13 protein-coding genes are annotated in these 12,792 nt (G+C 36.8%); 10 read left to right on the top strand and 3 right to left on the bottom strand.

The annotated features are described in order from the left end of the window. Positions 1-41: 41 nt before the first annotated feature. Positions 42-197 carry a hypothetical protein gene (locus LDK52_RS04880; protein ID WP_277584827.1) on the bottom strand — a complete coding sequence of 52 codons (156 nt, stop codon included), beginning with the start codon at positions 195-197 and terminating at the stop codon, positions 42-44. A 170-nt stretch (positions 198-367) separates the two neighbouring features. On the opposite strand from LDK52_RS04880, the gene nagZ reads away from it, so the two are divergent. Then, a complete protein-coding gene (nagZ, locus tag LDK52_RS04875) occupies positions 368-2,005 on the top strand; it encodes a beta-N-acetylhexosaminidase (protein ID WP_277584826.1) in 1,638 nt (545 codons plus the stop codon). A gap of 4 nt (positions 2,006-2,009) precedes the next feature. Then, positions 2,010-2,786: an alpha/beta fold hydrolase gene (locus LDK52_RS04870; RefSeq protein ID WP_277584825.1), complete on the top strand. Its 777-nt coding sequence runs from the start codon at positions 2,010-2,012 to the stop codon at positions 2,784-2,786. A gap of 91 nt (positions 2,787-2,877) precedes the next feature. Here LDK52_RS04870 and LDK52_RS04865 read toward each other — a convergent pair whose 3' ends face one another. Further along, a complete protein-coding gene (locus tag LDK52_RS04865) occupies positions 2,878-3,585 on the bottom strand; it encodes a YetF domain-containing protein (RefSeq protein ID WP_277584824.1) in 708 nt (235 codons plus the stop codon). 138 nt (positions 3,586-3,723) lie between these two features. Here LDK52_RS04865 and LDK52_RS04860 point away from each other — a divergent pair, with 138 nt between their 5' ends. Then, positions 3,724-4,938, top strand: a complete 1,215-nt coding sequence (locus LDK52_RS04860) for an MFS transporter (RefSeq protein ID WP_277584823.1) — start codon at positions 3,724-3,726, stop codon at positions 4,936-4,938. Between the two features lie 725 nt (positions 4,939-5,663). Here the strand turns inward: LDK52_RS04860 and LDK52_RS04855 are convergent. Then, positions 5,664-6,347, bottom strand: coding sequence for an adenine nucleotide alpha hydrolase family protein (locus LDK52_RS04855; RefSeq protein WP_277584822.1), 684 nt, complete (start codon positions 6,345-6,347; stop codon positions 5,664-5,666). 343 nt (positions 6,348-6,690) lie between these two features. On the opposite strand from LDK52_RS04855, the gene LDK52_RS04850 reads away from it, so the two are divergent. The 7 genes from LDK52_RS04850 to LDK52_RS04820 are packed head-to-tail and all read left to right on the top strand — an operon-like array spanning position 6,691 to position 12,453. Beyond that, positions 6,691-9,102, top strand: a complete 2,412-nt coding sequence (locus tag LDK52_RS04850) for a Na+/H+ antiporter subunit A (RefSeq protein ID WP_277584821.1) — start codon at positions 6,691-6,693, stop codon at positions 9,100-9,102. Further along, a complete protein-coding gene (locus LDK52_RS04845) occupies positions 9,089-9,514 on the top strand; it encodes a Na(+)/H(+) antiporter subunit B (RefSeq protein ID WP_277584820.1) in 426 nt (141 codons plus the stop codon). The genes LDK52_RS04850 and LDK52_RS04845 overlap by 14 nt, the downstream gene beginning before the upstream one ends. Positions 9,515-9,517: 3 nt before the next feature. After that, positions 9,518-9,856 (top strand): Na(+)/H(+) antiporter subunit C, encoded by a 339-nt coding sequence (locus LDK52_RS04840; protein WP_277584819.1) that lies wholly within the window; start codon positions 9,518-9,520, stop codon positions 9,854-9,856. Continuing rightward, the gene (locus LDK52_RS04835; protein ID WP_277584818.1) at positions 9,849-11,333 is read left to right on the top strand and encodes a Na+/H+ antiporter subunit D; all 1,485 of its coding nucleotides are present in this window, start codon (positions 9,849-9,851) and stop codon (positions 11,331-11,333) included. The genes LDK52_RS04840 and LDK52_RS04835 overlap by 8 nt, the downstream gene beginning before the upstream one ends. A gap of 16 nt (positions 11,334-11,349) precedes the next feature. Continuing rightward, a complete protein-coding gene (locus LDK52_RS04830) occupies positions 11,350-11,832 on the top strand; it encodes a Na+/H+ antiporter subunit E (protein ID WP_277584817.1) in 483 nt (160 codons plus the stop codon). Continuing rightward, the gene (locus LDK52_RS04825; RefSeq protein ID WP_277584816.1) at positions 11,832-12,116 is read left to right on the top strand and encodes a Na(+)/H(+) antiporter subunit F1; all 285 of its coding nucleotides are present in this window, start codon (positions 11,832-11,834) and stop codon (positions 12,114-12,116) included. Before LDK52_RS04830 ends, LDK52_RS04825 begins: the two co-directional genes overlap by 1 nt. Then, complete coding sequence (locus tag LDK52_RS04820; protein WP_407081785.1) at positions 12,109-12,453, top strand: Na+/H+ antiporter subunit G; 345 nt, start codon at positions 12,109-12,111, stop codon at positions 12,451-12,453. The genes LDK52_RS04825 and LDK52_RS04820 overlap by 8 nt, the downstream gene beginning before the upstream one ends. The last annotated feature ends 339 nt before the right edge of the window (positions 12,454-12,792 follow it).

Below are 12,792 nucleotides of genomic sequence, written 5' to 3'. Positions count from 1 at the left end.
GAGAATCTAACAATAATCATTCTAGTTTAATTTTGGTCGTTCTATTTATCTTTTTCTGTTTGCTTTGAAACTGAATCAGAATCCTTTTTAGGAGATAGTGTCGTTAAGTCAATTAGTTCAATAACAGAATTACCTTCTCCTGCAGGACCGCAAATTCCAGTTTCTATATCGCATATCAAATCATCTTTATTGGACATAACTTTTCCTCTTTTCCTTTTTCTAAAGAATACCTTTGTTCACCTAGTACTATATTTGAAAAGTAGAGATAGTACAAATATAACGCCTATATTTTATTTAAATTAAAGGGATATTGGTTAGGTTTATGGAAGTTAGGGATAAGCTCATCATTTGTTTGGGAGGTTTTATGATGACGAAGAAAGTATTAATGCTTCTTATATTATTTTTATTAATTGCTATAGTTGTAATGCTCAAAGAATCTAAGGAAGATGGAAGTGTACCGGAGGAAGTGGCGGAAGAAGTGTCTTCTAATACAGAATCCTTTGTATCCCTCTTGTTTGAACTAGCGGAGCAGGGACAAACGATTAATTCCCCCTTTATCGTAGGTGAAACAACAATCCAAAAAGTACATGAATTATGGGGAGTGCCAGAGGAAAAAGGGGAGAATGCTAGTGTCATTTATGAAGAATTTCTATCGAACCAAGTTACAATTGGTCATCAATCTGATGTTGTAGTCGACATACGCTCCAGTTCAGCCGAAATTCAACAAATTTATCTCGAGGATATTATATCCATTGAAGGAGAACCAGATAAAATTAAAAGTTATCAAGATGACCAAGTCGATCAAACGATACTTATATATAACGTCACAAAGGACCTTCAATTCAAATGGATATTGCCTAAGCCGACAGAAGAAAAACCAAATCCAAGAGTTCATCACATTTCTGTTTTCACGGAATTGGAAGAAGAAGGAGTCTCCTTATCCGATTTAAGCCTAGAAGAAAAGGTCGGACAAATGATTTTTGCAGGGATAAAGGGGACTGTCGTGACAGATGAAACGAAGAAAATAATTTCAACTGATCAAGTCGGGGGTATTATTTTCTTCAAGGACAACTTAAAGGATGGCAATCAATCTGTTGCCTTATTAAATGCTATAAAAGAAGAAAATACGAATAATAAAGTTCCGTTATTCTTGGGTGTCGATGAAGAAGGTGGGAGAGTTTCAAGGCTACCGGGATTAACTAAGCTACCAGCAAATGAAGATCTAGGAAAACGAAATGACCCATCTCTTTCTTATGATATCGGAAAACTATTAGGAAAAGAACTAAGTGCATTTGGCTTTAACTTGGATTTTGCTCCTGTTATGGATATAAATAGCAACCCGGAAAATCCGGTTATTGGAGACCGATCTTTTGGAACTGATGCGCAGATAGTAAGTGAGTTAGGTTTACAGACAATGGAAGGTATACGTAGTGAACATGTCATCCCAGTTGTAAAGCATTTTCCTGGTCATGGCGATACTGCAGTCGATTCCCACAAAGAGCTTCCAATAATTCAAAAGAGTTTAAAGGATTTACATGCCCTCGAGCTAATACCTTTTATCCAAGCGATAGAGCAAGGTGCAGAGGTAATTATGATAGGACATATTTTGCTTCCAAAAATTGACTCTACCTATCCGGCTTCCGTATCCGAGAAAATTATTTCTGGTTTATTGCGGGAACAACTAGATTATGAAGGAATTATCATAACAGATGACATGACGATGAAAGCGATCTTAAATACAACTGAGATAAGTGAAGCAGCCGTATCTGCAGTAAAGGCAGGTAATGACATAGTGTTAGTAGCTCGTGACTACGCCAATATTAAAAAGGCAAAAGATGCAATTCTCCATGCAATAGAAGCTGGAGAAATAACCGAACAACGAATCGATGAAAGTGTGAAACGAATTCTCTCGATAAAAAAGAAATATAATCTGAGTAATCAACAACAAGATAGGGTAGACATACAGGAGCTAAACGAATTAATTAATGAAACATTAGGGGGATGATATCATGAAAGTTGCTAATACTAACATTGTTTATAAGGATGAAGGTCAAGGAGAAGTACTACTACTTATTCATGGATTTTGTGGAAGCTCCGACTATTGGAATAAAGTAATGCCTAAGCTTTCCGAGAACTACAGAGTAATTGCGATCGATCTTCCTGGTCATGGAGGGTCAGAAGGACAAGATAGTGTGCAGGAAATTGACCAATATGCATTAGTTATAAAGGACTTCCTAGAAGAACTGAAAATAGAGAAAGTAACGATGTTTGGCCACTCACTAGGAGGCTATATAACACTTGCGTTCGCAGAGAGCTATAGCCACTATTTAAATGGCTTCTCATTGATTCATTCCACAGGATTTGCTGATTCAAAAGAAGCTAAGGATGGAAGGATTGCGTCTGCTGAAAAAATAGACAGAGATGGAATTCATCCATTCATCGATTCTTTAGTTCCTAAGCTATTTGCTCCAGATAATGTAGAAAGTCATAAACAATCGGTGGAGGAAGTTAAAGAGATTGGATATGAAGTACTCCCTCAAGGTGCTAAAAATGCACTTCATGCGATGAAAGACAGAAAGGATCGTACGAGTGTTTTGGAGGATACAGAGCTACCAGTACTTTTAATAGCAGGCGAGAGTGACCAACTTATTTCACCTGACAAGACTTTTACAGCAAGTGGAGAAAATATCCAACAAGTAGTTATTAAGGGAGCAGGTCATATGAGTATGTATGAGGAACCCGAAGAACTGAGTAATGCCATTCTTGCTTATTTAAATAGAGCATAAATATAAAAGCTGCGACAAAAAGTGATTATGTCACATTTTGTCGCAGCTTTTGTTTGGTCGGGAGTTGCTGATAGTTTGGGTTGTTTACTTGTTAAATTCCATTATCTCTTAGGCTAATATACAACGAGCCATTAGTTTGTAATTGTGCATAAAATACCTCACTAACCGATTCAACTCCATGTTTTCTTAGTTTCTTCATAACCCATTCTTCAGTTAAGTCTAATTCTTCTAGGTTCTTTTTAACAATTTTGCCGTCAGCTATTATCTCAGAGGGCATGAACAAAGGAAGGACAATCGGCACCTTCACATCTTGTTTTGTGGCTTCCTGCAACCCTGCCTTTTTCATCACGCTTAATTCACCGTTTGTTTCAAGAACTGCATAATGCACATCTTGGATAGAAAAAATAGACTGCTCTCTAAGCATCATTAATACATCATCCATGTGTAAACGTGCTGATTTTAAAGATTTCGTACTGATTTCCCCGTCTTTAATAATAATGGTAGGTTCATCATCTATCCATGTTCTAATGGTAGGAAATTTCAATGATATATAACTCATTAACATTACGAGAACTGTCCACCAAATAAGTGAAATGAATCCATCAAGAAAAGGTGTTTCCTTTTGAGAGGCAATCTCAGCTGCGATGGATCCTACTGTTATGCCAGTAATATAGTGGAAAAATGTTAGTTGGCTCAATTGTTTCTTTCCTAATAGTCTTGCTAATACAAGTAATGCCCCAAAAGACAGCGTAGTTCTCAATATCATTTCCCAAAAGTTCATTTCGAAAAAGGTTTCCATATTATAACCTCATTTCATGCTAGACATAATACTTAGTGTTACCTTGAATTTTGTTACTATTCCATTCATTTATAATTAATTTATCGAATTTGAGCTATAATAAATTTATTAGTGAATATTGAGAAAGAATGTGAAAATATGTCCAAGTTGAACCCTATTCATAAAATGGGCAACCCTGTATATCCTATAATGTTCGCGATAGGTGTTTGTCATCTATTCAATGATACGCTGCAGGCTGTAATTCCTGCTATGTTTCCTGTATTGAAATTGGAACTTGGCCTTACTTTTACCCAATTAGGGCTCATCTCATTTGTATTAAATATTGTGGCATCTGTTCTCCAACCAGTTGTAGGGTTTATAAGCGATAAAAAGCCTATGCCTTATGCATTACCGTTCGGTATGATGAGTTCCTTCATCGGAATGGCAGGATTAGCCTTTGCTCCGCAATATTGGTTGATTCTCGTATCGGTCATCTTTTTAGGATTGGGTTCGGCCGTATTTCACCCTGAAGGTTCACGTGTTTCCTTTATGGCAGCGGGTTCTAAGCGAGGTCTCTCCCAATCGATTTATCAAGTAGGAGGAAATTCTGGACAAGCACTTGCGCCGCTCATAAGTGCATTTATATTAGTACCTTTAGGTCAAAAAGGAGCGGCACTTTTTTTAGTCGTTGCAGCGCTGGGAATATTTCTTTTGTCAAAAATTTCTGCATGGTATAAAAAGCAGTTGGAGGCAGAGAAACTTTCTAATAGAAAGAGAACACTTCTTTCTTCACTTCCTGCTCTAACTAAAAAACAAATTGGTGTGGCTTTAACTTTGTTAATGGTAGTAATTTTCGCACGCTCTTTTTATGTGACTAATATGACCAATTTTTATATTTTTCATTTGATGGAGAACTATGGAATGACTAATAAGGAAGGGCAGTTAATTATCTTTATCTTCCTAGCATTAGGAGCGGTGGGTACATTATTTGGGGGACCAATGGCGGATCGAATGGGAAGACGAAATGTTATTATATTATCGATGGCGGTTCCTATACCATTAAGTCTATTGTTGCCGTATATGCCTATTTGGGCGATTATAATGTTGCTTATAGCGATAGGGTTTTTCATCATGCTAAGCTTCTCGGTAACTGTCGTTTATGCGCAAGAGCTTGTACCAAGTAAAATTGGGACGATGGCTGGGTTAACTGTTGGTTTAGCATTCGGCATGGGGGCAATAGGAGCGGTAGTAATCGGAATATTAATGGATTACATAGGCATTTACACAACGATGATTGTCGTATCTACACTACCTATAATAGGGTTAGTAGCTTTGGCACTACCGAAGGATCGAAAAATAATGATGTCCAATTAAGGTGGAATTGAGCAACAAAAAAGTATATTAACATATTGGTATTACAGAACTTTAAAGAATGAATAATCCTACTGATTTCCGTTACATGCGGACGCTTTTCGCGGGGTGAGTGGTCTATCACCGTCGTTAGCGCGTCGCTGTGATATCCTCATCTGTCTCACTCATCCCGCCGGAGTCGCCATCTTTCACTGAAATCAATTATGTGAGTAGTACTGCGTGATAAGAATGACTGTTAGCTCTCGCTCAGATGATAAGAGTAGTCCAAGTTAGAACCGGGATAATAACGTCTTTTTAATTAGGGATACTATTCTGTAAGGAAGTAGGAAGATAGTAGATTTTTTTATTATCTAGTGGAATTAAAGAGAAGTAGTAAATGCTCCCTAAATAAGGAAGCAAAAGAGCGAACGAAATTGAATCTTCAGGCCCGCACGATGCGGATCAGGCAGTCGTTGCGAAATGTTTTTTATTTTGCGGCGAGCTTTGCGCAGGAGCACCATCTCTCCTCTATTATTAGGATAGTATCTTTTCTCTAGTTATCCAAAAACGAACTAACCTGTTTCTAAAAGTTGTAGGAGGGCGACGGACAGTCAAAAGCCGTAAGATTACCGTGAAAAAGAGGCTGGTCGTGACGTTAGTCACGACCAGCCTCTTTTAAAAATCAAACGGTAATCATATAGCGAAACGTCTGTCCAAAGCACTTTGAAAACGATAGAGACAGGTTTTTCTTATCTTGCTTTTAAGCTGCAACTATCGGGAACTTGGTTTGGATCAGTAACAAGGTTTTCTTGTATATGAACTTGGTGCATTTTGTTGTTATGCATAAATTTGAAAATACCATTTTCAAAATCAGTTCCAATTTCTTTGAAGAAAATACCTTCTTGGCACATGTTTTTTGCACAAGTGAAAGAAACTTTATAAGAATCTCCATCTGTCACTAAATAAGCACGGACTCCTTTTTCGAAGATGCCATCTTCTTCATCTTTGATGTAGCGGGCAACCGAAACAACGTGGAAGTCGACGAAAGGAATTTCTTTCAATAAGACATTCATGAACGAGCCCTTTGTTATTTCTTCCCATCTACTTTGTGCAGTTTGTCCTATAATAATTTGAGTTATATTTAATCCATGGGCAACTTCTTGAATAACTTTTGGAGAGGGAAGTTTTTCGTTATCACGGATAATAAACTCTTCAACCTCTAACTCTTCTGCTAAAGCTTTCCAATGTTCTATATACCCGGATTTCTCAGCATCGAATGCATCATATGGCAGTGGATCAACTGTTAGTATATATAATGGACAATCTAGCATGCTGGCCATTTTATGTCCTCTTCTAATTAGTCGCTCACCATTTGGTCCGTAGTATACACAGACGAGTATACTCTCATCCATTCGACCTTTTACGCGTTTCACGGTTGTATACACCTCTTCTTTTGTCTTGTTCTATCTATTTTTGTATAAGTTTCTGTTGAATAACGATATGCTTCAAAACGCTAAAAGTGCGTGGCACCCTGCTTTCATGTATAATTATTAATGCATGTAGAGTAGTACAACTACTATGGTTCCTTACATAATATGCACTTGCTATAAACATAAGCAAGTTATATATCCTAAATTCTAGTGAATTTTGAAGGGGCTCATATGGAACCCTATTATGCTACTAGTTGTTAGGATAGTCAAGTCTATATTTTGAAAAAGTAATTTACCTTTATTATACCCAATCTTAATTCTTACTTAACCAATAGGAGGTTGAAATTTGTTTTCTATAAATTTAGTTATATTAATACCATTTATCGTAGCTGCCCTCATTCCTTTTTCATACAGGCGATTTAAAAAAGTTCACCTTGGTTGGATTGTATTAATTGTACCTGTTGTTTTGTTTGTCCTACTTGCTAGGCTAATTCCCTCGTTAGCAAGTGGTAAAACGTATGTCCATACATATGAATGGATTCCCTCATTAGACTTTAACTTCACTACGTACTTGGATGGCCTAAGTATGATCTTTGCTCTACTAATCACAGGCGTTGGAAGTTTAGTTATTTTATATTCCATTTTTTATCTTTCATCTAAAGAGTCCTTACAGCATTTTTATTGTTATTTACTATTATTTATGGGTGCCATGCTTGGAGTTGTTTTTTCCGATAACTTAATGGTGCTATATGTCTTTTGGGAATTAACGAGTGTTTCTTCATTCCTGTTAATCGCCTTTTGGAATCATCGAAAAGCTTCTAGACAGGGTGCACAAAAAGCTATGCTCATTACTGTAAGTGGTGGAATCGCTATGTTAGTTGGCTTCATAATGCTACATACGATGACTGGTTCATTCAGTATTAGAGAAATAATTGCAAGTGTAAGTGAGTTTAGCGACCACGATTTGTTCATTCCTGCAATGATTTTAATATTGTTAGGGGCATTTACAAAATCCGCACAATTTCCTTTTCATATTTGGCTGCCTGATGCTATGGAGGCACCAACCCCTGTAAGTGCTTATTTACACTCTGCGACGATGGTAAAGGCGGGTATATATTTGGTGGCGCGCTTCACGCCAGTTTTTGGAGCCGATGAAGTATGGTTTTGGGTAGTAAGTATGGTCGGTATGATTACGCTATTTTGGGGTTCTTTTAATGCTGTGAAACAAACAGATCTGAAAGCATTATTAGCTTTTTCTACTATTAGTCAACTAGGACTTATTATGAGTTTACTTGGTTTAGGATCGATTGCATTGCAGTTTGGCTATTCGGCTGATTCAGTCCTCTACACTCAAGCTACATTTGCTGCTTTATTTCACTTGATTAATCATTCCACCTTTAAAGGTGCATTGTTTATGGTCGTTGGAATTCTGGATCACGAGTTAGGAACAAGGGACGTTCGAAGACTTGGTGGATTAATGACACTCATGCCATTTACATTTACGATTGCTTTAATAGGAAGTTTATCGATGGCCGGCTTACCACCGTTCAATGGATTTCTTAGTAAGGAAATGTTCTTTGCAGCAACTGTACATATTATGGAAGTAGACATTTTTTCTTTACCATCATTAGGACTTATCTTTCCAGTTGTAGCTTGGATCGCTAGTATATTCACATTTGTTTACTGTATGATTATCATTTTTAAAGCATTTCTTGGTAAACCTCAGCAGGAGAAATTGGATAAACCTATTCATGAAGCTCCTATTGGAATGTTAATATCTCCAATGATTCTTGTAGCGTTAGTAGTTGGAATATTCTTCTTTCCGAATCTATTAGGTCAATATATCTTACAACCAGCAATGAGTAGTATTTATCCAACCTTTGGGGATGCAGCAGATTTAACACCAAAAATATCGGCTTGGCATGGGATAAAACCTGAATTACTCATGACGATTGCGGTTATTATAGTTGGTGCTATTCTATTTAAATTCCTTAAATTATGGAAACCAATCTATGGATTGTTTTCTTCCCGTTTCACATTTAATGTACTTTATTTTAATTTTCTAGCTTCTTCGGTAAGTAAATCAAACCTTGTAACTAATCGTTATATGAACGGACTATTACGGCATTATTTACTATATATTTTTATATTCTTCATAGTGACCGTAGGAGGTTACTTGTTATATTTCAAAGCGTTTTCGTTTGATATTTCGACAAATGCATCATTCCGAGTATATGAAGTATGTTTAGTTGCTATTATGGCGGTTGCGGCATTATCCATGCTGTTTGCGAAGTCACGTATTACAGCGACATTATTGAATGGGGTATTAGGGTACTCTATCGCCATCTTCTTTGTTATTTTTCGGGCTCCAGATTTAGCGTTAACCCAGTTAGTCGTGGAATCTGTAACAACTGTATTATTCTTGTTGGCTTTTTCTCATTTACCGGATTGGAAGAAAGAAAAGCTTTCAAAAGGAACAAAATTAATCAATGGGATAATATCGGTTGCTGTTGGTTTAGTAGTTGTGATAGTAGGATTGTCAGTAGTAGATTTCAATCTATATGATCCAATTTCTAGTTACTTTGAAGATGCTTATGAATTAGCTGGAGGAGCAAATATTGTAAACGCTATATTGGGTGATTTCCGTGGATTCGATACGATGCTCGAAGTGGTTGTCCTATTTATAGCGGGTTTAGGTGTGTATTCGATGATTAAGCTAAGAGTAAAAAAGGAGGATGAAAACATTGAAGATCAATGATGTCATACTCCGAACAATTAGTAGGTTTGTTGTATTTATCATTTTGACATTTGGTGTGTATTTATTTCTTTCGGGTCATAATACACCAGGTGGAGGATTTATAGGTGGATTAGTTCTAGCAAGTGCAATTGTCTTACTATATTTGTCTACGGATATTGAAACGGTAAAAAAGAGTCTTCCGTTAGATTTTAAATATGTTGCAGCTACTGGAGTATTATTAGCTACATCCACAGGCTTTGGATCCATCATATTTGGAGTTCCATTTATGTCTCAAACCTTTGCCTATTTTGATTTACCGATTTTTGGAGAAACGGAACTGACGACGGTGACTATATTTGAAGCGGGTGTAGCTTTAACGGTTGTCGGTGTATTAGTAACGATTATTTTAAGCATAAGTGAGGATGGTGGATAACGAATGGAAACATTAATCATTATGTTAATAGGGATTTTAGTTGCTGTCGCCACTTATCTAATCCTCTCGAGAAATATAATTCGAATAATCTTAGGGACCGCTGTGTTTTCACATGCCGTCCATTTGCTCATATTAACCATGGGAGACTTAAAAAAAGGGAATGTTCCCTTGTTAAAGGAAGCAGATGCTCCTTATGCAGACGCTTTACCACAGGCACTAATCTTAACTGCAATCGTGATTAGCTTTGCTGTGACAGCTTTCATACTCGTGCTAGCCTACCGTACTTATCAGGATGTTGGTACGGATGATCTCGATGAATTGAGAGGGGCAAGAGATGAATAATTTAATTGTTTTACCGTTAATCATTCCAATAATGGTAGGGGTTGTATTGGTATTTTTACGACCATATGTGAAGTTACAGCGTGTAATTAGTTTAATAACGATGATTGGCATTGCAGGGATAAGTATATTTATCTTAAATAGAGTTCAAACACATGGAATTATACGATTAGACTTTGGAGGATGGGAACCTCCCTTTGGAATACTTTTTGTTGCAGATTCCTTTGCGATGTTACTCGTGCTCACAGCAAGCATAGTAACCGCTATCTGCCTAATTCATGCATTTTCTTCTATTGGAGAAAAGCATGAAAAAATGTACTTCTATCCATTTGTGTTATTTTTAGTTGCAGGAGTTAATGGGTCGTTTTTAACGGGAGATCTATTTAACCTGTTTGTTTGTTTCGAAGTAATGTTATTAGCTTCATATGTATTAATAACATCAGGGGGGACCAAACCGCAGTTGAGGGAATCGATTAAGTATGTAGTGATAAATGTTCTTGCTTCATGGTTCTTCTTGGTAGCCCTTGCCTTTTTATATGGTACTGTAGGTACTTTAAATATGGCTCATATATCAGAAAGAGTGGCGGAGGTAGGACAGGGTCCGTTACTTACTACAATTAGTATTTTGTTTTTACTCGTGTTTAGTTTAAAAGCTGGGTTGTTGCTATTCTTTTGGCTCCCTGGTTCCTATTCCGTCCCACCAACTGCAGTTGCCGCATTGTTTGGAGCGTTACTTACAAAGGTCGGGATATATGCGCTTTTCCGTACATTTACGCTGATATTCTACCACGAGCCGTTAATATCTCAGACATTAATCGGAATTATGGCGGGAATAACGCTAATTGCTGGATGTATGGGGGCCATTGCCTTTAAGGATATCCGGTTAATCGTCTCTTATAATGTGTTAATAGCTATTGGTTTTATAATGATTGGTCTTGCTATTGGCACTGAAACCTCCATTGCAGGATCTATATACTATGTAGTTCATGACATGATTGCAAAAGCAATGTTATTTTTACTAGCTGGTACGATGATTTACTTAACTGGAAAGTCAAAAATAGATGAAATGAGTGGACTAATACGAAATTATCCTCTATTTGGGTGGATGTTCTTTCTGGTAACCTGCTCGTTAGCAGGTATCCCACCGTTAAGTGGATTTGTAGGGAAAATATTAGTTGGACAAGGTGCAATTGAATCTGGGTCTTATGTATTACTGGCGCTGGCTTTTATCTCTAGTATTGTTGTGTTATATTCGCTTCTACGTATTTTTTTAAATACTATATTTGGGGAAACTATTATTAGTCTAGAAGATGAAAAGCCGATGAAACTGGGGATGATTATCCCAATTGTTTTATTTGGAATCGCAACGGTTTCTTTAGGGCTAGGGGCAGAGTTTATATCCGTTTATGTTACGGATGCAGCTCATACCTTATCTAATCCATCTGTATATATTGATGCAGTAATGGGAGGAAATAAGTGATGGGAGAGGTGAGAATATGCCTGCACAATTTTTATTAAACTTATTCATTGCATTCTTGTGGACAACATTACAAGACGAAGATGAACTAAAGATGACGACATTTTTTAGTGGTTTCATCGTAGGAATCTTCATCATTTTCTTAATGCATCGTTTTTTTGGAACTCAGTTTTATTTGAGAAGATTATTATCCATTATTAAACTGCTTTTCATATTTATATCAGAATTAGCCCAGTCGAGTCTACTGATAAGTAAACAAATATTAAATCCTCACTGGGACCTAAAGCCAGGAATTTTCACCTATAAAACAGAGCTTAAGGGTGACTGGGAAATTACCACATTAGCAATGTTATTAACGTTAACCCCAGGTTCTGTTGTGATGGAAGTAAACCCAGAAGGAGATATGTTTTATATTCACGCAATGGATATAGAGCAATCTAAAGCCGATGTAATGCGGTCGATTACTAAATTTGAAAAAGCAATTATGGAGGTGACCCGCTAATGATTGAAAAAATCCTGTTGGCTTCTCTAACACTATTTGCTATTTCTGTTGCCATTGCACTTTTTCGAATCATTAAAGGACCTTCGATGCCGGACCGAGCAGTAGCGTTAGATATGATTGGTGTTAACCTCATATCAATGATTGCAATTATTTCAATCGTCTTGAAGACGAAGGCGTTTTTAGAGGCCATTCTTATACTAGGTATACTTGCTTTTATAAGTACAATTGCCATCTCCAAGTATATCGAAAGGGGGACTATTATTGAGCATAAGTCAGATGATTGAGTTCGTTGCTGTAGTTGTCATTTTTTTAGGAAGTGTCATGAGTGTGATTAGTGCCTTCGGTATTATTCGTCTACCAGATGTCTATACACGTTCACATGCTGCTACAAAAAGCTCAACGGTAGCAGTACTGTTGTCCCTCTCTGGAGCCTTTATATATTTTTGGGTAAGCGAAGACTTTATAAGCGTGCGTCTTATACTAGGTATATTATTTGTATTTTTAACTGCCCCTGTCTCGGGGCACTTACTAACACGTGCAGCGTATCGTTCGAAAGTGAAGCTTACTGAAAATTCCTCTGATGATGCTCTAAAGGAAGTATTATTTCCTGAGGATAAATAATAAACGAAAAGCTATACGATTGGAGAGTTCTCCGATTGTATAGCTTTTTTAGATTTTTAAAAAAACGGAGACATAGGATTTCGTGCAAAATTTCTAGTTATTTATTATGGTAATTTTTGTTAAAAGATATGAACGGAGGATACACTATATTAACTAGAAGGAATGTTAGATATCCTATAAAGCACAAGAGATTTAAGCTTAACGCTATTATTTGAAAATATGACAATTTAATTAATTCTATTTGTGAAAATAAAAGAAATGTTCAATTAATTGCTTCTAATATATTGCATTCTGCTAAATTCCATAGTATTATCAACTTTGATATATTGCATACAGCCG

Source organism: Psychrobacillus antarcticus (genome assembly GCF_029533155.1).
GTDB lineage: Bacteria > Bacillota > Bacilli > Bacillales_A > Planococcaceae > Psychrobacillus > Psychrobacillus antarcticus.
This window is presented reverse-complemented; position numbering and strand designations above follow the sequence as displayed.